The following is an 18,185-nucleotide window of genomic DNA, read 5'->3' as shown; positions in this document are numbered from 1 at the left end:
GTTATTTGGTGACTAATGCTGTGGTGACAGCCGTTACCACAATCATAATGGGATTATTCACTGTGTTGGGGCTCTGGCGTTGCTAAGTGTTGGCGTGTCAGGGCGATCAGTTGGTTTGGGTATTGGCGATAATCCAAATAGGGCGTGAGTACACAATGCTGTCCTGGCGAAGATGGCAGCTTAAGTGCGGTTATGGATTTATTTTGGGCAGTTAAATGCTGCGCACCGGAATCGTTCACGGACATGGTGAGCCCTAAAGCATTTGCAGCTACTTGCCCCGCAATGAGATGAATCTTAGAATTTGCCATCAGCTCTATAGCGCCTATGCAGAGCAGTTCATTTTGCTTAAGTAACACTTGGTCACGATAGCTGCGCCAATCTTCTCCAACCGCGCTGACTTTTGCCATAATAGTGAAGATCTTACGCCAATGATTGCCATTGAGAGCTATAAGAGTCGCGACAGCATCTGGCTGAGTGTAATGCCAGCTCTCAGGTACCAGCGGCGCAGTAGGAAGATAGTAGGCGAAGCTAGCGTGTGGATTACCGATTATCATCGAGAGTGTATAAGTTTCGTTGGCATAAGACTATTTTCGATCCTAACCCGATTAAGGCCTATGCAGTTAATAAAATTGCGAGATGAGTAAATTGGGGTGACTAAATTGAAGTGACTAAATTGGAGTGATTAAATTGTACTGTTTAAGTGGTTTTTATCGCGGTAAAACGTTTGAAGGATGTTTTTATCTACCCGTATAATCTAGTTGCACATTTTATCTTCATATAGGAACAGCGATGAAGGCTATCATCATAGGTTCGACAAAACACCTATTTTTAGCTGCAGTGTATGCGAGTATTGGCATAGTGGTGGCGTTACTCGCGACAGGGATCTATTTTCTTAATGCGCGCCCTGAGCTGTCACTTTGGCATACGGTTGAGCTAAAAAATGAGTTCCATTACAATACCAAACTTGCCAATTTTAATGAGTACTTAGCGCTAGAAGACCGCTTATTCGCCGAAGTTGAGCGCAAAGTTGTACAGAAGATTCCTGCCTCTGAACTATCTCCCGTGAACCGCTATGTCAAAAATAGCTTATCCGATCCTGCTCACTGGCCACAAAATTGGAATCGCAGTTATGAATGGCCTGTGGCTAATGCCGAATTTGGAGTATTACTGCTCCACGGTATGTCGGATTCGCCTTATGCTCTATCCAATGTGGCAGTACACTTTAAAGGTAAAGCCCATGTGCTCGGTTTAAGATTGCCAGGACATGGCACGATTCCAAGTGGATTGACTGAGCTTTATTGGCAAGATCTGGCCACAGCAGTGAATTTAGCCACAGCGCATATGCGGCAAACTCTGAAAGATAAACCGTTATTTGTGGTGGCTTTTTCGACGGGTGCTGCCGTCGCGCTGAACCATGAGTTAGAACGTATAAGCCATGATAAAGCCCCTGATTATGATGGAATGATTTTTATCTCTCCCGCGATAGGGCTAGCGCCATCTGCGGCGGCTGCACGCTGGCAGAGTTGGATAGGACGATTGTTGGAGCTGGATAAACTGCAATGGAACAGTATTCAAGTTGAGTACGATCCCTTTAAATACACCTCTTTTGCGGTTAATGCGGGCGATGTAGTTTATCAATTAGCCCTGCGTAACCAAGGTTTATTGGCAGGATTAACGCCGAAGCAACGGGCGCAAGTTCCGTCGATACTCACCTTTCAGTCGGTAGTGGATGCAACCGTTTCAACCGCGGCGGTGGTGAATAATCTGTATCAAACATTGCCAGAAAAAGGTCATGAGCTAGTGCTGTTTGATATGAACCGACTCGATGTGAATGCCAAGATGGTATCCAATGATCCGCTTGCGGGCTTATTGGCGAACATTAATAACCCTGAGTTACATTATCGCGGCACTGTGGTGGAAAATATCAGTAATGAAACCACGCAGGTTCAGGCGCGCAGCTTTGGTTTAGATGCGCTGGGTAACGTGGTCACAGAAGGCAAGGAACAAGCGCGTGCATTAGATTTGTATTGGCCAGCAGGTGTGTATTCTTTATCCCATGTTGCGCTCCCCTTTGGTGTGGATGATGGCCTCTATGGCGCTGTTATTCAGCCTGATTTACATCGGATCCAAATTGGTGCCTCAGCTTCGCGGGGGGAGCGCGGCTTGTATAGTGTGTCAGCATCTGAAATGTTACGACAGAAATGGAATCCCTTTTTCCCATATCTACTCGAGCGCATGGATGAGTACCGACTCGCCCATATGCACTCGCATTGAATGATGATTTAGTAAACGGGTGTCATTATGTCTGTTCTGCAGCTAAATCCTGTTTGAGTATGGACGTAATCAGTATCGATCAATCATTATCGACGAAAATTGTGTCATTCAGAACATAAACTAAGCAGTTGATCAAAGAGATGTAATGAAGCCCTTGCGCAGTTGCGAGGCAATTGCTACAGTTCTGGCTCGCTTAAGATAAACCCCATAAACAGTATCTTAGGTGATAAGTAATTGAGCAAAAGCCGTAAAGATTATTGCTAAACTATATTTAGCTAAGTCAGCACAGGTATGCAATATACTTAAAAATTCGGTATGTAGCGCAGCCCGGTAGCGCACTGTCATGGGGTGTCAGGGGTCGGAGGTTCGAATCCTCTCATACCGACCAAATTTCTCTTATTAAGAGTATGAAAAGCCTCACTTTTTAAGTGGGGCTTTTTAGTTTTAGAATTCCACATCGCAAAACTCTCGCAAAATACTCGCAAAACCTCCTATCAAAACTAACCATTAAAGTGCATTAGTGTTTTGTTCGTAAGCTAATGATGTGGGCAACAAAAGTAGCTTTAGTTTGCATTTATTAGACTGCTTGAGAGTCGATATTGTCATCTATTAAATAGAGAGTCTGGGGGGGCTTCGGAAAAAGGTAACCTTAGTAATCTTTAAAAAATGACTATTTTAAGTAATTGAAATTATGAGTAATTTACGTTTCGATAAAGGTAACATTTATAGTAACTAAAGAGTAATCATATTACCTTTTTAGATAGTAATATTTTGTATTTAAATAGTTGAATAAATTCAAATACCTAAATAAAGATTACCTTTAAGGTTACCTTTCATTACCTTAAAAGGGTAATCTTTATAAACTATTATTATCAATAGCTTATAACTTGTTTTTCCATGTGATTACACTAGTTACCTTTTTCCGAAGCCCCCCATGCTACTTTAGCATTGCGCCGAGATAGAACATTCTACGATGTAAGTTCGATTTTGCGTTTTTTTGCGTTGTTATTCATCAGGTTGAATTACTGAGAAACCCTGCATAAAGCCTCAAGACTCTCAGTTGCATTATTGCATTTTTTTCACCCGATAAAGCGCGCAGGCGTGGCGTGGGTCTGACGGCGCGCGCTGGGTTGAAAGTGGGGGTAAATCGCAGGCAATAAAAAACCGCCCTAGGGCGGTTGATGGGAATGGGGTTCCGATAGTTACTTGGCTTCGGTTGCGACCGCCAGCTGGTACGGCTTGAAGCGGACTATCTCTTCGCCGGCCCAGTCGTTGATGGCCAGTAGTGATTGGCGAATACAATCCAGCTCGTTAGCATCAAATACCTGTGCCGCCTTGCCGGCATCACCAAAGCCGCCGGTATTGTTGGGCACAATCCCCATGAGTTGAGGCGGTACGCGGTGCGATGCCAGCTGGTCGTCACGGCTGACGTTCTTAATACTCAAAAACTCATCATTCGCGGCAACTTCTGCCACTGGGATTAATTTAACACCGTCCTTATTACCACCAGGCGCATGCAGAAACACGTTGCGGAAGTTGCCAGGGCCTTTGCTGTTCCTTAACGCTTCTCGTAACTTGTCGACGTCTTTCTCATTCACGGTTGAGTCGGTGAGGTACATGATAAATCCGGCATGGCTACCGTTCTCATAGTATCGACGCCTAAAGATTGTTGCGCTTTCATTTAGCAGTGATGAGTTCATGCTAGCCACATAGTCGGGGATGCCATAAACCTCTTGGTTTAGGTCTGGATCTTTTACATGAAAGATTGATGCTTCGGGAAACTCCATTTCTTCGTGAAAATTAGGTACCCACCAATACTGATTAGGTTTAATACCTACTCGAGTATATTTAGCCGGCGAGGCTTGATACTTCAATGCACCGCCAAGGCGATTCTTAATGACTTGCACATAGGCATTATCAAAAACCAAATAGTCGAGCACAATGGCGGAAAAGTCATACAGGCTGAGCTTAGGATGCGGGATAAAACAACTTTTTAGAATGTTGCGCTTTACCTGAATCGCGCTGGCATGATGCACAGAAGCACGATAAATCCGACTTAGGCCCGTCAAGGACAGCGGCGGCTCATAGTACTTGCCGTTAGACATGGCCTCAAGATAGTCGAAAATCTCCCGCTGGCTCAGCACCGGCATGGGGTCGCCAAAGGTAAAGGTTTCAATTCGTTGCTCTTGCGGTCCTTGCTGCTGTTGCTGTTTGGCTGTCATAGCTCGAGCCTTTCTATATTTTGCCATCAGTCGTAAATCTCCATCGTCGATGTACTGGTGCCGCTGGTATCCAGTGGCTCATTGTAAAGCGCATGCATTGCCGCCCACGCGATATCGGCGTGGCTAATTTCTTCACTGCGAGCGGATTCATAGGTAATTTGTCTGCCGCTGGCGGTCAGGGTTTTGCGAATGCTAATGAATGCCTGGGCGAGGTCGGTCCAACCTGCGTCATATTCCAAACGGCCTTTGCTGATCACGTCATAGGCCTTGATCACCATCTGACTTTTCAGCACAGGGTTGTAGAGGAATGGCGTGACCTGCGGGAAAAACTTCTTCACCAGTTGATACACAGCTTCACCCAGTCCCGTGGTATCGATGCCGATAAAGGTCACGTTGTATTTATTGCAGATATCCTGAATTGCTTTGGCCTGCGCCTCAAAGTCCATCCCGTTCCAACGGTGTTTTTCAATCACGCGGAACTTACCGCCTGGCACAGCAGGCGGGCAGATCACGATGCAACCTGCGCTATCACCTTTGCCGCCTTTGTTAGGGTCGTAACCAATCCACACTTCACGGTGCGCCAGCGGTCTTGGCGCAAAGGGTTTGTAGTCTGTCCACACTTCCCACGAGTCAACCATGCAGCGCTGCATCATCACCATAGGGAACACCGACATAGTGTCGTCGATGAACTCGCACATCAGCAGGTTTGAATATTCGTCAGGGCTGTACTCTAAGTGCAGGGTATCGGGGTCGAATAAGTTGCAACCTTTACGGATAGCATCATCGACCGTGACCACTTGGCGCCATTGGCCATCCTCACACCTGCGGCCATTTGCTAGGGCACTATGGCTCACATCAATCTCAATGCGATCGGCTTTTGGGCGGCCACGATTAAACAATGTGCCAGTCCAAAATGGGTAGGCGTCGTGGGTAATCGATGACGGGGTAGAAATGTAGGTTTGGCGCCATTTGGCATGGATAGCCATACCTGAGGCGACCTTGCGGAACTCTTGGAACTTGTGGATCCAAAAGTACTCATCCAAATACAGGTTGCCGTGGTACGACTGAGCTGTTCTGGCATTGGTGCCCAAAAAGTACAGAATGGCACCGTTGAAAAGCACAATAGGATCGCCCTTGAGTTCAATGCCGGTGACATCCTTCACGAACTGAATGATGTACTGCTTAAACACATGGGCCTGCGCTTTACTGGCCGACAAAAAGATTTGGTTACGGCCCGTTACTAGCGCATCAATAATGGCTTCATGGGCAAAAAAGTAAGTCGCGCCAATTTGGCGAGACTTTAAGATGTTGCGTATACGCTGGGTGAGTCCTGCTGTGTACCATTCCTTTTGATAGGCAAACATCGAGCCTTGGAACGCTTCAATCAGCTTTTCCAAATCCTCTTCGCTCACATGGTTCTTCACCGGCTGCTTTTTAGGTCCAGCATTGCGGTTTTGTACGTTTGGATTGAGGTCTGCCTCATTGCCGCCATTGTGATAGCGAGTGATGCGGGCAATGCGCTCCAGCTGCCGACCGAGTAGGTCTATCTCCTTAAAATCCTTGCCGTCTTTATCCTCTTTGTTGATGAGCTGCAGCATGCGCATTTCAAGCGCAGAGTCCACCCTGTCAATGGGCTTGGCATCTTCCCAGGCATCGCGTTTTTTCCAACTCGACACGGTACTTTCAGGCAGTTGTAAATGCTGGCTAATCTCGCGGACAGCCCAGCCTTGCCAAAAAAGGTTTTTGGCAGATTGGCGTTGATTCTTATCTGTAGAGATTTGGGGATTCAGTTTCATGGCGCCAGTGTAAATAGCCCAATACCGAAAACCCTGCTGTTTAAGCGGTATCGGTTTCCTTATACCGCCCGAAGCCCTTGCCCATCATCGCCTTGCTCTTGACCATACAGGCAGCAGTTAACAGACCTAATTCAACCCCAAAGGGCGACAAAATGGCTAAGAAATCGAAATTTTTCCGTGTATTTACTGAAGGACATACGACCGACGGCCGAGTCGTTGAGCGCCAGTGGATCACCGATATTGTAGAAACCTATAACACGGCAAAGTATGGCGCCCGTATTTGGCTTGAGCATATTCGCGGTATTACCCCCGACAGCGCATTTAAAGCCTATGGCGATGTGACTGCGGTAAAGGCTGAAGAAGTCGATGGCAAATTAACTCTGTTTGCGCAAATCGAGCCAACAGACGAACTGATCGCCATGAACCAGAAAAAGCAGAAAGTGTATACCAGTGTTGAGATTGATCCCGACTTTGCCAAAACAGGTAAATGCTATCTCTCAGGCTTGGCAGTCACCGATTCCCCCGCATCACTTGGCACTGAAATGCTGGCGTTCTCCGCAACCTGCAAAGACAACCCGCTTAACTCGCGCAAGCAACGCCCCGAAAACCTATTTACCTCTGCAGTGGAAGTGGATTTTGAGTTTGAAGAGGTCAGCGACGAGCCCGGGCTATTTGCCAAAGTCAAAGCGATGCTCGGTAAAAACAAGGCCGAAGCCAAAACCGACTTTGCCGATGTGCATCAGGCCGTTGAAGAAATCGCCCAAGCCGTTGCTCATGCTGAAACGCAATTCGGTAGCAAGGTCACCAAAGGCATGGAAGATTTGACCAAGTTGCAGACGGATTTTAATGAGCTCAGCACGCAATTTAATGCACTCAAGACTCAGCTCGAAAAAGAAGAGCCAACAGGCCAACGACGTTCACCCGCAACCGGTGGCGACACCAACATGAAAACCGATTGCTAAGGAGCAAACATGCGCAATACAACTCGTACACTTTTTAACGGTTACCTAGGCCAAGTCGCCACGCTCAATGGCGTAGAAACAGCAACCGCCAAATTTACCGTTGAACCAACAATCCAGCAGACGCTAGAAACCCGAATGCAAGAAAGCTCGCAGTTCTTGACGATGATTAACGTTGTACCTGTCACCGAAAAGTCAGGCGAAAAGTTAGGCCTTGGCGTTAACGGTACGATTGCTGGCACAACTGATACGACTCAAAGCGATCGCCAAGCCATTGACCCAACCGATTTAGATGCACTGGGTTATGACTGTACCCAAACCAACTTCGATACGGCGCTTCGCTACGCCAAAATCGATATGTGGGCTAAGTTCCCTGATTTTCAGGCGCGCATCCGTGATGCCATTCTGAAACAGCAAGCACTCGACCGCATCATGATTGGCTTTAACGGTACCAGCCGCGCGGCTACCTCTAACCGCGCAAATAACCCATTGCTGCAAGATGTAAACATCGGCTGGCTGAAAAAAATTCGCCAGCATGCACCGCAGCGTCATATGGCAGAAGTGGTTGAAGGCTCTGGTAAAATTGTCATCGGCACCGATTACGCCAACCTCGATGCTTTGGTATTCGACATGGTTAACAACATGATTGATCCATGGCACCAAGACGATACTGAGCTGGTTGTGATTTGTGGCCGTAAGCTGTTGGCTGATAAGTACTTCCCGATTATCAATAAAGACAACGTCCCCACTGAAACCATGGCCGCTGACATGATCATCAGCCAAAAACGCATTGGCGGATTAGGCGCGGTGCGTGTGCCGCATTTCCCCGCTAACGCCTTGCTGGTCACGCGCCTGGATAACCTAAGCCTCTACTGGCAAGAAGGCGCTCGCCGTCGCAGTGTGATTGACAACCCTAAACGTGATCAAATTGAAAACTACGAATCATCAAACGATGCCTATGTGGTTGAAGATTATGGCTGCACAGCTTTTGCCGAAAACATTGAGATGGGAGCATAACCATGACATCACCCGCCCATAAACGCTTTCATGGCGTGTTAGCGGCAGCGCGGGGAACGGATTCCCCCTTAAGCGCTCGCTCCGAAAATACCTACGAGCTCATGCTCATGCAGCTTACCGAACATCGCCGCATCTTAAAAACAGTGCAGGCGCTCGCGCGTAAGCTACAGGCTAAATCGCAATTCTTGCCTGAATATGATGCCTATATCGACGGCACCATTAAGGGCGACTGTGGCGTGCAGGATGAAGTATTCGTGATTGTGCTGCTGTGGCATATCGACGTTGGCAACATCGACCGCGCGATTGAGCTGGCCGCATACGCGCTTAAGCATGATTTGGTGATGCCAGACCGCTTTGAGCGCAATCTGGCTTGCACCATTGCCGAAGAAATTGCCGAAACCGCCGCGCGCGTGATTGAAACTGAAACCCCAGTAAAAAGTGAGCAATTAAAGGCTGTGCTTGAACTCACGGCCGAGTGCGACATGTACGACGAAGCGCGCGCTAAGTTGCTGCGTCAAATGGGGCAAGCATTTGAAGCTGAAGGCGAGTTAACCGCTGCGCTCGACGCCTATCAACAAGCATTAGCCCTAAACGATAAAGTGGGTGTGAAGAAGTTTATCGAGAAAGTCACTCGTGATCTTAAGAACGCCGACAAACAAACAACCGAAAGCACTGAGCCCTCAGAAACACAAGGCAGTGCTGGTTAACCGAGCGACCCTCGCAACCCGTGCGGCGCTGGCAAAGTAGCGTTATCCAATTTCACTACTTAAGCCAGCCCACCGCACAACCTAGCCGCAAGCAGGTAAACATGAGTTTTATCGCCTCAGCACCAAGCAGCGCACCCAAAACCATCACTAACAGTGAGTTTTGGCCTGATATTGATTTAGCTAAGCTGCGCGAGGCCATGCGCCTTGATGGCACTGTGACCAATGAGCGGCTTGAGCACTCCGCAATCAATGCAGCGCTGCAGACAAACAGTGATCTCAAGGATTGGCGTATCGGGCAGCAAATCTTGGGCTTTGACGGTTTAGAACAGGTGCCAGCCGAGCAAATCAACGGTCAGAGCATCTATTTGCAATTGTATTTACGCGCGGTGTACTGCCTCACCAAAGCCAATCTCATTGAGCGTTATAGCGATTTTGATAGCACGGCCAAGGGGCTAAAGGCGGGTGAAGTGCTTGGTGATAGCGTTGACGATCTTCGCCGTGATGCACGCTTTGCTATTCGCGACATCTTAGGCGAAAGCCATGTCACGGTGGAACTCATTTAATGAGTAGCTTGCAGGCAGTGCGCAGCATCGAGGGCGATACCGTCGATAAGATTTGTTATCGATACCTTGGGGCAACGGCTGAAATCACTGAGCAAGTGTTAGATGCTAACCCGCAGCTGGCCGCCATCGGCCCTATATTGCCAAACGGTACGCTGGTACTTCTTCCTGTGCAGGTGGCCGCGCCGACACAGCCAAACTTTATTCAACTATGGGATTAATGATGAGCGAGCCAATTTCAGCGACATCAGCCACATCTGCAGTCGTCACCGCCAGCGTGCTTACATTAGTGCCAGGGGCTGAACCTGCAGTCATGATCGGCGCGTTTACTGGTGCCGTGTTGTTCATTATTTCGAATGACGCCGCGGGGAATTATCAGCGTATCGGGCTGTTTATTGTGTCATTTTTGGGCGGCGTACTGTGCGCCAATTGGGCCGCCAATGCTTTGAGCGCATTACTGCCAGATGCCTTGCAGGTCAATGTGGGCATGGCAGCATTAATTTCATCCGCCTGTGTTGTGCGCATGCTGCAGTATTTTATGAAACTCACCAATAACCCAGAAAGTTGGCTCAATGCCCTACGTGGGCTTAGGGGGAAATGATGCTGATCATCAATGCCATTATTTGCAGTTTGATTGTGTTGCGCCTGGCTTTGTTTGTACGAACAGGGCGGCATCGAATCTTCATTAGCATTTGCGCCTATCTCATCACCGTTGCCGCAGGCATTGAGGTCATTCTCACTGTGTATGGCGTCGCCACAGTGCCAAGTTATGCGGAGCTATTTCTAAAGGCCACGCTCTGCATCGCCATTTTCCAAGTGCGGGGCAATGTTGCGCATCTGCTGCAACTCAATACGAATAAAGCTGGCAGCAGGCTAGGGCGTATTCCCCGCCCACAAACATTCAAAACCAAGCATAGGTAATTGAGATGACTCTAAGAAAAGGCAGTAATGGCACGGCAGTGCGTGATTTACAACAACGGCTCAATGTCGCTGGCGCGTCATTAACGGTAGATGGTTGGTTTGGTGATGCAACCCAAAAGGCCATCGAGCAATTCCAAGACAAGCAAGACTTACCACGAACTGGCTATGCAGGGGTAAGAACGCTGGCATTGCTCGCGGGCGAAAGCCGCAGCAAGTTTATTCACCACTCACAATTAGCTGATGCTGCAATGGTGCTGGGCGTCTCGTTTGCCGCCATGGCCAGCGTGGCAGAGGTGGAATCTAACGGCTTTGGCTTTTTCGCCTGTGGTAGGCCAACGATTTTATTTGAGCGTCATGTGTTTTATCGCGAGCTGCTGGAACAAGGCGCCGCAGTGGCAGAGCTTGCGGCTAAATACCCGAATATTTGCAACCCAGCCCGTGGCGGTTATACCGGCGGCAGTGGTGAATATCAACGGTTTGCTATTGCGTACCAGCTTAATCCGGAGGCCGCAATTTGTGCCTGTAGCTGGGGCATGTTTCAGATCATGGGCTTTCATTGGCAAGCCTTGGGCTATCCATCACCGCAGGCATTCAAGCAAGCCATGGAAACATCAGAGGGTGAGCAGCTCAAGGCCTTAGTCAAATTCATCGAGGCAGACCCTATTTTGCATAAGGCACTCAAAGCGCGTAAGTGGGCAGAGTTTGCCAAGCGCTACAACGGCCCGGCCTATAAAGAGAATGACTACGACATTAAATTAGCGCGCACGTATCAGCAGTTTACTGCCGCGAGCCAGTCGCAGGGCGCCGATAATGTTGTCGCTGCTTAGTCGGTTTATTCGGCCTTTTGCTGGCTATTTAATTGTCGCCGCCATTGGGGTTGCGCTCACCATGGCGTGTGTGATTTATCAGCAACAAGAGCGGCTTAGTCAGTTGCAGCAGACGCAGGGCGCAATGTTGCAATCGTTGACACAAACATCACAGTCCTATTTTGAATTAAAGCAGCTATCAGCCGAAAACCAACAAGCGCAGGCAGAGCTACGAACGCAGCTAGCCAGCGTGAAAAGCACGAGCCAATACCGAAAAAACAAAATTGAGGAGTTAAAAAGTGAACTTAGTGATGTTAAAGCCTGGGCTGATGCTGTTCTGCCTGATGATATTCGCCGGCTGCACCAGCGCCCCGACATTAGTGGCAGTGCAGAGTACCGTCGTTGGTTGTCCACTCGTGATCCCTTGCCAGTTGCCGGCGAGCAACCCCATCAGCAATCAAGGGATAAGCAGTGAGCTCGATAGCTGCGAAACGGCTTGGCATGACTGCGCTGCGCAAATCGATATGATTATCGAGTGCCAAACTAAACAAGAAGCTAAACAGAAAGTTAAGCAGCAAGCCAAAGAATTAAGTCAGAAAGAAGGGAAACGCCATGAATAAGCCGGCGCAGCTGCGTGAGTTGTTATCCAGTCACGTTCCCCACTTGCAACAAAACCCTGATTGCCTGCACGTCTTTATCGAGAACGGCAACATCATCGCCACCGGTGCGGGGCAAAACCTGAGTTTTGAGTATCAATTCAACTGCGTATTAATCGTGACAGACTACGCCGCCCATGCTGATACGCTTATCGTGCCGATTTTAGGTTGGCTTGCATCGCAGCAACCAGAGCTATTATTTAACCCGGACAAGCGCGAGGCTGGCTTTAAATTCAAAGCGGAAATCATTAATCACACCACTGCTGACATCGAAATTGTGTTGGCATTAACTGAGCGAGTAAAAGTTGTTGCGGGTGAAGGGATGCAGCTTGAAGTGACGCACTTACCTGAACCCGTTTTCAATGACGAAGCGATTGATTGGACGCTTTACACCAATGGAATTGAAGTGCCATGGCCACCGACGATTTAAACCGACTGAATGAGTTGTTTGACGGGCTAATACAACAATTATCCCCTGCTGCGCGCAAGCAACTAAGCCGCGATATTTCAAGACGCTTAAGAGCAAGCCAGGCACAGCGGATTAAGCAAAATACTGCGCCAGATGGCAGCGCATTTGAGGCTAGAAAGCCCCAGCCTACATGGGCGAAAAGGCTTAGGGCTATCAAAAAGAAGCTGATGTTCCAGAAAATTATCAGGCAAAAATACTTAAAGCCTGAGTATTCAGCATCAGCAGCCAGTGTTGGGTTTACGGGGTTTATTTCCCGCGTAGCGACCGAGCATCAATATGGGCTTAGAGGACGGATAAACGAGCGGATATCGGCACAATATCCGCAGCGTGAATTATTGGGGTTCACGGTTGATGAACAGGAAATGATAGAAGAGGCTATCGTTAGGCATTTAGCGATCATGTACTAAATCCATCATCCAACTAAAAACTCAAACAGCTTTGAGACAAATGCATGTTAGCTCATCAGCTATAACTGGTGAATTTCAAAAAATTTCTATTGGGTAACGCCTAAATAACAGGCTAAGTAATGGTTGGCTAAAATTGTGAGCGAAGCGAAACGTAGCCAACTGTTACGTGTCCTTGTTGATTTTCTTGTTAGCTGTCTTTTGAGGAATAAAAATTCGATTCAAAATTCTAGGGATTGAACCATTTTCGATATATTTATAGCTCAAAGAAGAAATATAATGAATTATAACAGTTAGAGTTAAAAGTATACCAACCTCCTGAAACATACTAAAGTCATTGCCAGAAAAATGAAGTAAAACACCTAAAACTAAAACATGACTTAGATAAATAGAATACGAATAATCTCCAGATCTTATCAAAAATTTAGCAAGCCAATTTGAATATGAAATTCTTGATTCTAACAGTATGCAAGACAATACAATACAGCTAGCAGCAATGGTTTTATGTATTAACCCAAACCCTAAAACCCCCGAAAGCATGATTAAAGAAACGATAAGTAATACTGATACCTGAATATATGAAGGAAACAAATTATTTATTCTTTTAAATATATCACTCCTAAAATAAAAACCTATCGCAAAGCCAAATAAAAACTGACATATTTGAGAACCACCTAGAACTTTCGAATATAGGTTTCCTTCTGGAAAAAACAAAGATAAAAATATAACAAGAGAAGAGCAAATTATTATTGAGTATTTTTTAGCTATACCAATGCTAATAGCTAATATCGTATAGAATGCCATTTCAAGAATTAAAGTCCAACCGACTGTTAGTACTGGGTAGAGCCCTATACCAGATGGATTTTGTGAAGGAACCAGAAAGTAAGATTTAATTAAACTTTCGCCATTAAAACTTGTAAACCCAAACTCTTTAGGAAATATGAATAAAAGCACAATCAAAATGGATGTATAGAACCAATAAGCAGGAGCAACCCTTGATATTCTTTTTACAAAAAAACTAGTAGCAGTTATGCCTGTATTTTGTGAAACTAGATACATGACCAGCCCACTTAAAATAAAAAACAAATCTACGCCAAAACTTCCACGTGTTGACATAACACTCCCAATGAGCGTTTTAGATTCAAAGTTATGAAACAGCTGCATGTAATGGTGATAAACAACCAACCAAGCAGCAAAGGCTCGAAGTATTTGTAAAGAATATATTTTATTCATAGATATCTTTTTATTTGTTATTGTGGATGTCATTGATTAGCTCATAGTAATGCTGACAGCTAACGTTTAGTTAAGGGGCGGGCTTTAGCCCGTCCCAGTGAGCGGAGCGAGCGGTTTGAACCAGTTGTTAGGCGTTGTACAGCCTTGCCCATTAACGCGTCATCACCCAGCAGCTCCCGATAAGGCTCAAATGGAAGATTGCCATCGTTAACTTGGCGCTTAATAAAAATTTGCATACGCCAAGTATCAGGTTCTGGTTTATCAAAATCGAAATCTATACCGCCAGTATCTAGGGTTTTATAGACGTCAACACCAATGCCGTGAGTGCGCATGTACCATGCCGTGCCTGGAATGATATGATTTCCGCGATACTCACGGAGCAGAATGTCTTCAGCTTTTTCCAAGCCAAAGCTTCGAGTAATGAGTTCCTTTGCCCAAGCGACCTGAGCGTACCAAAGAGGAATTACTGTTTTTATTGGGTTCACATCCATGATTGCCTCAATGCCTTAAGATTTTATTAGTGCGCATGCGCGTTTACCTCATTATACCAGTAAAAACGCGCATCATTAACTGTCTGTATTGCAAAGAACTTATCAGCTTTTTATCTAATAGACCATCCGGAAAAACGCGCATGCGCGTTTTCCAAACCTATTAACTAATTTTGGTAAGGCTTATGCGATTGATTTTTAAGGGTTTTATAAATTTTAGTCTGGATGGACGCGCAAACTAATGAGTTTAAAAACACTCAAAAGCATCTAAATTTAAATACGACTGTATACCCATACATTGTTAGTCGCTTTACGATAGGGCTAAACATTTGGTAAATAGATGAGATTTTGTAGGGCAATTCATTCATCAGTTTTCAATTCACTAAATGAATGCCAGCCTGCTTTGGGGCATGAATAAGTTTGAAGTAACTTTTAATCGTATCTTGCGCTATAACTTCCCACATACCACTCAAAGCCTTTGCGGCTCGCCATACAACTGGCAACCATAGCCGCATGAACACGACCGCCGCGATTACTGAACTTACACGCCGTATCGATAACCTTTTACGTATTGGCACCGTTGCCGAAGTAAAGGGCGATTCGTGCCGCGTAAAAACAGGCGAGTTACTTACCCAGTACCGGCCCTTTTTTACTCGCCGCGCCGGCACGGCCAAAACCAGCTGGCGGCCTACCGTTGGCGAGCAAGTGATGCTGCTGTCGCTTAGCGGCGACCTTACAAACGCCTACATTCTGCCTGCGCTTTATAGTGATGAAAACCCAGAGCCTGACGATAACAACAACCGTGAGCGCACCACCTACCCAGATGGCGCGGTGATTGAGTACGATCCAGATACCAGCGCGCTTAAAGTGACCGGTATTAAAACCGCCACCGTACAGGCGAGCGAGCGGGTGACTATCGACTGCCCAAACTCGGTATTTACGGGCAACTTACAGGTAAAGAAAAAGCTTACCGTAGAACAAGGCGCTAAGGTCACAGGCGCGATTGAACACAACGGAAAAATGACGAACTCAGGCGGCGTAAGCATCGACGGTATTAATTTTGGCACCCATAAACATGGCGGTGTCGATACCGGCTCGGGCACTTCAGGAGACCCGCAATGAGCGCCAATGAAAAATGGCAAGGTATGAATCGCTTTACTGGCCAAAGCATTAGCGAGTCGCAGCATATCAGCCAAAGTATCCAGGACATATTAACCACGCCATTAGGTTCGCGCGTGATGCGTCGTGACTATGGTAGCGCCATTTTTGAACTTATCGACCAACCCCAAAGTGCAGCGGTAAAGCTGCAGATTATGGCGGCGGCAGTTATCGCGCTAACCCGTTGGGAGCCGCGTATTCGCATTACTGAGATTGAAATTATCAGTGGTGACAGCGACGGCAAAGTGCAATTCAACTTAGTGACCGACCGCATCGACACTCAACGCGGCCAATTATTCGAGGCCACCTATGGCTGAGCTAATCGACTTATCTAAAGTTCCTGTGCCTGACATCATCCAGCCGTTGAGCTTTGAGCAGCGCTTTGCTGCGCTAAAGCAATTACTGATTGATATCGACCAAAGCTATGAAGCTGTGCTGGCACTGGAATCCGACCCTATTACCAAATTACTGCAGGTGTTTGCCTACCGTGAAATGCACTTGGTTGCGCAAATTAATGATGCTACGCGCGGCAATATTTTAGCCTCATCAACAGGTAATAATTTGATTGCATTAGGCTCGCGTTATGGCCTCGCGCCATTAGTTATCCAAGCGGGAAATCCAACTGCAGTACCTCCAATTCCTGAAATTTTAGAGGATGAGCAATCCTTTAAGCGCCGCGTGCAAATGGCATTTGATGGCTTAAATACGGCAGGAAGTATCGACGGTTATATCTTTTTTGCGCTGGGCGCCGATGGCCGCGTGGCTGATGCCAAAGCCGTGAGTCCTGAACCCTCTGAAATGGTGGTCACCATTCTGTCTATCGAGGGTAATGGTGCTGCCAGCAATGAGCTGCTTATCAAGGTGCGTGACGTCTTTGGCGTGAGTGCCGACGGCTTATCACAGTCAAATACCCCGTCAAAAGTGCGGCCGCAGGGCGATAGAGTCTCCATCCAATCGGCAGAAATCATTAGCTATAACGTAGAGGCCCAATTGCAGATACTGCCGGGGCCTGATTCTCAAGTGGTGTTAGCCGCCGCTAATCAAGCTCTAGCACTCTACCAAAAGGAGCAGCGCCGCTTAGGGGCTGATATTACCCGCTCGGGAATATTCAAAGCGCTGCACCAAAACGGCGTCAATAACGTCAATCTGATTAGCCCATCCGCTGATGTAACCGTGCTTGGCCATCAAGCGGCGTATTGCACCAGCATTAATGTCTCAATAGGGGGTGTGGGTGAATAATCGGGTTTCTTCATTATTGCCACCTAATGCATCCCAGCTTGAGCGCGATATCGAGCAAGTGATCGCCAGCTCGTTGGATTTGCCATTGTCTATTGCTGACCTGTGGGACCCGTTTCGCTGCCCATTGTCTTTGTTGCCTTGGCTAGCATGGGCCTACTCAGTTGACCAATGGGCGGACAGTTGGCCTGAAAGCGTTAAGCGCCAGGTCGTTAACGATGCTTTTGGTATCCATCGATTTAAAGGCACTCCATACGCGGTGCAGCGGGCACTTAACAGCCTAGGTATTAAAACCAATATCTTAGAGTGGTGGGAAAGTGCAGGCAGCAACATGCGTGGCACGATGAAAGTGCTCGCGTTAGTTAACGACAATATCACTGACGAAAATGAAGGATTGATAACGGCCAAAATGCTCGCCATGGTGACAGAGGCTATTCGTGCCTCAAAGCGCGGTTCGATCCATTTCGATGTTGAGCTTGGTATCTCATTTGAAGAATCGCTTTCCATTGCAGCGGGCATTAGCCCTAGCGTTGGTATATCTGATATCGATGCCGATTCTAATGGCGTTCGCCCTGATGATGTTATTGCCTTAGCTGGCGTATTTGGAACCTCGCATCGTATCGACTGCATAGATACTGATTACCTGTTATCTCCTGTACTACCTGACGAATTGTTATTTACCCATAGGCTTGCGGCGGTGTCGCATCAACTAATCATCTCTGAACACGAATTAACGGGAGTTGTGTAATGGCACTCACACTGCAATTTACCGAGGCGGGCCTTGCCGCTTGCTTATCAGCAAAAGACAAAGGGCTGAGAGCCGAGATCACTCACATGGCGTTTGGCTCAAACGCCTATACGCCCTCTAAAACCCAAACCAGCTTGAGCGCTGAAAAAGAACGCATTGCCATTTCTGATTATCAAGATGGCGGTAAGAGTCTGCGGATGGCGGGTGTGTTTGATGGTGAGCTTGAATACGCCATCAAGGAGATCGGCTTTTACATTGGCACTACTTTGCTAGGCGTATACAGCGCACCGAACAAGACGCTGGGCTACCGAACCCCAGCGGTAAAAGTCGTGCAGTGGTTTACGTTAAATATTGAGGCGCTGCCAACTGACAGCATCACAGTAGTTGTGGGCACTGAAAACCTTAACCTGATTTTAGACAAAGAGTTTATCGCGGGCTGTACGGCATTTTTACAAAATGCGGCGGCAGTGATTAAAAATGCTCACTGGAACATGCAACTCAGTGAGCGCATTAGACAACTAGAGGGATAAT

22 protein-coding genes, 1 tRNA gene and 1 pseudogene are annotated in these 18,185 nt (G+C 47.2%); 19 read left to right on the top strand and 5 right to left on the bottom strand.

The window, feature by feature from the left end:
• Positions 1–53: 53 nt before the first annotated feature.
• Positions 54–554 (bottom strand): DUF6942 family protein, encoded by a 501-nt coding sequence (locus tag L5L94_RS09910; RefSeq protein WP_263162982.1) that lies wholly within the window; start codon positions 552–554, stop codon positions 54–56.
• A 235-nt stretch (positions 555–789) separates the two neighbouring features.
• Between L5L94_RS09910 and L5L94_RS09905 the strand changes: the two genes are divergently transcribed.
• Together L5L94_RS09905 and L5L94_RS09900 are read left to right on the top strand one after the other, a co-directional pair.
• Positions 790–2,274, top strand: coding sequence for an alpha/beta hydrolase (locus L5L94_RS09905; RefSeq protein WP_263162980.1), 1,485 nt, complete (start codon positions 790–792; stop codon positions 2,272–2,274).
• A gap of 311 nt (positions 2,275–2,585) precedes the next feature.
• Positions 2,586–2,662: transfer RNA gene (locus tag L5L94_RS09900), tRNA-Pro, on the top strand.
• A gap of 814 nt (positions 2,663–3,476) precedes the next feature.
• On the opposite strand, the gene L5L94_RS09895 is transcribed toward L5L94_RS09900, so the two are convergent.
• Both L5L94_RS09895 and L5L94_RS09890 read right to left on the bottom strand, forming a co-directional pair.
• A complete protein-coding gene (locus L5L94_RS09895; RefSeq protein WP_263162979.1) occupies positions 3,477–4,523 on the bottom strand; it encodes a phage portal protein in 1,047 nt (348 codons plus the stop codon).
• A complete protein-coding gene (locus tag L5L94_RS09890) occupies positions 4,523–6,286 on the bottom strand; it encodes a terminase ATPase subunit family protein (RefSeq protein WP_263163057.1) in 1,764 nt (587 codons plus the stop codon). The genes L5L94_RS09895 and L5L94_RS09890 overlap by 1 nt, the downstream gene beginning before the upstream one ends.
• A gap of 158 nt (positions 6,287–6,444) precedes the next feature.
• Between L5L94_RS09890 and L5L94_RS09885 the strand changes: the two genes are divergently transcribed.
• The 12 genes and pseudogenes from L5L94_RS09885 to L5L94_RS09830 all read left to right on the top strand — a co-directional run bounded on the left by L5L94_RS09885 (position 6,445) and on the right by L5L94_RS09830 (position 12,794).
• The gene (locus L5L94_RS09885) at positions 6,445–7,254 is read left to right on the top strand and encodes a GPO family capsid scaffolding protein (RefSeq protein ID WP_263162978.1); all 810 of its coding nucleotides are present in this window, start codon (positions 6,445–6,447) and stop codon (positions 7,252–7,254) included.
• 9 nt (positions 7,255–7,263) lie between these two features.
• Complete coding sequence (locus tag L5L94_RS09880) at positions 7,264–8,268, top strand: phage major capsid protein, P2 family (RefSeq protein WP_115407010.1); 1,005 nt, start codon at positions 7,264–7,266, stop codon at positions 8,266–8,268.
• A gap of 2 nt (positions 8,269–8,270) precedes the next feature.
• On the top strand, positions 8,271–8,975 hold the full coding sequence (gpM, locus tag L5L94_RS09875) for a phage terminase small subunit (RefSeq protein ID WP_263162975.1): 705 nt from the start codon (positions 8,271–8,273) through the stop codon (positions 8,973–8,975).
• Positions 8,976–9,076: 101 nt separating this feature from the next.
• Positions 9,077–9,538 carry a head completion/stabilization protein gene (locus L5L94_RS09870; protein WP_263162973.1) on the top strand — a complete coding sequence of 154 codons (462 nt, stop codon included), beginning with the start codon at positions 9,077–9,079 and terminating at the stop codon, positions 9,536–9,538.
• Positions 9,538–9,756, top strand: a complete 219-nt coding sequence (locus L5L94_RS09865) for a tail protein X (RefSeq protein ID WP_219235396.1) — start codon at positions 9,538–9,540, stop codon at positions 9,754–9,756. The genes L5L94_RS09870 and L5L94_RS09865 overlap by 1 nt, the downstream gene beginning before the upstream one ends.
• A 2-nt stretch (positions 9,757–9,758) precedes the next feature.
• Positions 9,759–10,136 (top strand): putative holin, encoded by a 378-nt coding sequence (locus L5L94_RS09860; RefSeq protein ID WP_012197334.1) that lies wholly within the window; start codon positions 9,759–9,761, stop codon positions 10,134–10,136.
• A complete protein-coding gene (locus L5L94_RS09855; protein ID WP_212601723.1) occupies positions 10,136–10,456 on the top strand; it encodes a phage holin family protein in 321 nt (106 codons plus the stop codon). The genes L5L94_RS09860 and L5L94_RS09855 overlap by 1 nt, the downstream gene beginning before the upstream one ends.
• 5 nt (positions 10,457–10,461) lie before the next feature.
• Positions 10,462–11,283: an N-acetylmuramidase family protein gene (locus L5L94_RS09850; RefSeq protein ID WP_263162932.1), complete on the top strand. Its 822-nt coding sequence runs from the start codon at positions 10,462–10,464 to the stop codon at positions 11,281–11,283.
• A pseudogene (locus L5L94_RS09845) lies at positions 11,267–11,641 on the top strand (peptidase); the annotation flags it as partial. The gene L5L94_RS09850 and the pseudogene L5L94_RS09845, both read left to right, overlap by 17 nt.
• Positions 11,574–11,882, top strand: coding sequence for an Rz1-like lysis system protein LysC (gene lysC, locus L5L94_RS09840; protein WP_317629640.1), 309 nt, complete (start codon positions 11,574–11,576; stop codon positions 11,880–11,882). The pseudogene L5L94_RS09845 and the gene lysC, both read left to right, overlap by 68 nt.
• On the top strand, positions 11,875–12,348 hold the full coding sequence (locus L5L94_RS09835; protein ID WP_259515454.1) for a phage tail protein: 474 nt from the start codon (positions 11,875–11,877) through the stop codon (positions 12,346–12,348). Before lysC ends, L5L94_RS09835 begins: the two co-directional genes overlap by 8 nt.
• Complete coding sequence (locus tag L5L94_RS09830) at positions 12,330–12,794, top strand: phage virion morphogenesis protein (RefSeq protein ID WP_263162927.1); 465 nt, start codon at positions 12,330–12,332, stop codon at positions 12,792–12,794. Before L5L94_RS09835 ends, L5L94_RS09830 begins: the two co-directional genes overlap by 19 nt.
• Positions 12,795–12,956: 162 nt before the next feature.
• Here L5L94_RS09830 and L5L94_RS09825 read toward each other — a convergent pair whose 3' ends face one another.
• Both L5L94_RS09825 and L5L94_RS09820 read right to left on the bottom strand, forming a co-directional pair.
• Positions 12,957–14,024 (bottom strand): acyltransferase family protein, encoded by a 1,068-nt coding sequence (locus tag L5L94_RS09825; RefSeq protein WP_263162924.1) that lies wholly within the window; start codon positions 14,022–14,024, stop codon positions 12,957–12,959.
• 59 nt (positions 14,025–14,083) lie between these two features.
• Positions 14,084–14,515, bottom strand: a complete 432-nt coding sequence (locus L5L94_RS09820; RefSeq protein ID WP_263162921.1) for a DUF6896 domain-containing protein — start codon at positions 14,513–14,515, stop codon at positions 14,084–14,086.
• Positions 14,516–15,025: 510 nt separating this feature from the next.
• Here L5L94_RS09820 and L5L94_RS09815 point away from each other — a divergent pair.
• Genes L5L94_RS09815 through L5L94_RS09795 form a run of 5 tightly spaced genes read left to right on the top strand, consistent with a single transcriptional unit; the run spans position 15,026 to position 18,184 of the window.
• Entirely contained in the window at positions 15,026–15,634 is a 609-nt protein-coding gene (locus L5L94_RS09815) for a phage baseplate assembly protein V (protein ID WP_263162919.1), read from the top strand.
• Positions 15,631–15,987 carry a GPW/gp25 family protein gene (locus L5L94_RS09810; RefSeq protein ID WP_263162916.1) on the top strand — a complete coding sequence of 119 codons (357 nt, stop codon included), beginning with the start codon at positions 15,631–15,633 and terminating at the stop codon, positions 15,985–15,987. The genes L5L94_RS09815 and L5L94_RS09810 overlap by 4 nt, the downstream gene beginning before the upstream one ends.
• Entirely contained in the window at positions 15,980–16,909 is a 930-nt protein-coding gene (locus L5L94_RS09805) for a baseplate J/gp47 family protein (protein ID WP_263162913.1), read from the top strand. The genes L5L94_RS09810 and L5L94_RS09805 overlap by 8 nt, the downstream gene beginning before the upstream one ends.
• Positions 16,902–17,654 carry a phage tail protein I gene (locus tag L5L94_RS09800; RefSeq protein WP_263162910.1) on the top strand — a complete coding sequence of 251 codons (753 nt, stop codon included), beginning with the start codon at positions 16,902–16,904 and terminating at the stop codon, positions 17,652–17,654. Before L5L94_RS09805 ends, L5L94_RS09800 begins: the two co-directional genes overlap by 8 nt.
• On the top strand, positions 17,654–18,184 hold the full coding sequence (locus tag L5L94_RS09795) for a hypothetical protein (protein WP_263162908.1): 531 nt from the start codon (positions 17,654–17,656) through the stop codon (positions 18,182–18,184). Before L5L94_RS09800 ends, L5L94_RS09795 begins: the two co-directional genes overlap by 1 nt.
• Position 18,185: the final 1 nt, after the last annotated feature.

Source organism: Shewanella sp. SM21 (assembly GCF_025654335.1).
Lineage (GTDB): Bacteria > Pseudomonadota > Gammaproteobacteria > Enterobacterales > Shewanellaceae > Shewanella > Shewanella oncorhynchi.
Note: the sequence above shows the minus strand (reverse complement) of the source record. Positions and strands in the feature narration are given on the sequence as shown.

Bases quoted from the DNA above. Each gene is read 5' to 3' on its own strand.
- L5L94_RS09910 (WP_263162982.1), bottom strand. From the start codon at position 554: ATGATAATCGGTAATCCACACGCTAGCTTCGCCTACTATCTTCCTACT.
- L5L94_RS09905 (WP_263162980.1), top strand. From the start codon at position 790: ATGAAGGCTATCATCATAGGTTCGACAAAACACCTATTTTTAGCTGCA.
- L5L94_RS09895 (WP_263162979.1), bottom strand. From the start codon at position 4,523: ATGGCAAAATATAGAAAGGCTCGAGCTATGACAGCCAAACAGCAACAG.
- L5L94_RS09885 (WP_263162978.1), top strand. From the start codon at position 6,445: ATGGCTAAGAAATCGAAATTTTTCCGTGTATTTACTGAAGGACATACG.
- L5L94_RS09880 (WP_115407010.1), top strand. From the start codon at position 7,264: ATGCGCAATACAACTCGTACACTTTTTAACGGTTACCTAGGCCAAGTC.
- gpM (WP_263162975.1), top strand. From the start codon at position 8,271: ATGACATCACCCGCCCATAAACGCTTTCATGGCGTGTTAGCGGCAGCG.
- L5L94_RS09870 (WP_263162973.1), top strand. From the start codon at position 9,077: ATGAGTTTTATCGCCTCAGCACCAAGCAGCGCACCCAAAACCATCACT.
- L5L94_RS09865 (WP_219235396.1), top strand. From the start codon at position 9,538: ATGAGTAGCTTGCAGGCAGTGCGCAGCATCGAGGGCGATACCGTCGAT.
- L5L94_RS09860 (WP_012197334.1), top strand. From the start codon at position 9,759: ATGAGCGAGCCAATTTCAGCGACATCAGCCACATCTGCAGTCGTCACC.
- L5L94_RS09855 (WP_212601723.1), top strand. From the start codon at position 10,136: ATGCTGATCATCAATGCCATTATTTGCAGTTTGATTGTGTTGCGCCTG.
- L5L94_RS09850 (WP_263162932.1), top strand. From the start codon at position 10,462: ATGACTCTAAGAAAAGGCAGTAATGGCACGGCAGTGCGTGATTTACAA.
- lysC (WP_317629640.1), top strand. From the start codon at position 11,574: ATGTTAAAGCCTGGGCTGATGCTGTTCTGCCTGATGATATTCGCCGGC.
- L5L94_RS09835 (WP_259515454.1), top strand. From the start codon at position 11,875: ATGAATAAGCCGGCGCAGCTGCGTGAGTTGTTATCCAGTCACGTTCCC.
- L5L94_RS09830 (WP_263162927.1), top strand. From the start codon at position 12,330: ATGGCCACCGACGATTTAAACCGACTGAATGAGTTGTTTGACGGGCTA.
- L5L94_RS09825 (WP_263162924.1), bottom strand. From the start codon at position 14,024: ATGAATAAAATATATTCTTTACAAATACTTCGAGCCTTTGCTGCTTGG.
- L5L94_RS09820 (WP_263162921.1), bottom strand. From the start codon at position 14,515: ATGGATGTGAACCCAATAAAAACAGTAATTCCTCTTTGGTACGCTCAG.
- L5L94_RS09815 (WP_263162919.1), top strand. From the start codon at position 15,026: ATGAACACGACCGCCGCGATTACTGAACTTACACGCCGTATCGATAAC.
- L5L94_RS09810 (WP_263162916.1), top strand. From the start codon at position 15,631: ATGAGCGCCAATGAAAAATGGCAAGGTATGAATCGCTTTACTGGCCAA.
- L5L94_RS09805 (WP_263162913.1), top strand. From the start codon at position 15,980: ATGGCTGAGCTAATCGACTTATCTAAAGTTCCTGTGCCTGACATCATC.
- L5L94_RS09795 (WP_263162908.1), top strand. From the start codon at position 17,654: ATGGCACTCACACTGCAATTTACCGAGGCGGGCCTTGCCGCTTGCTTA.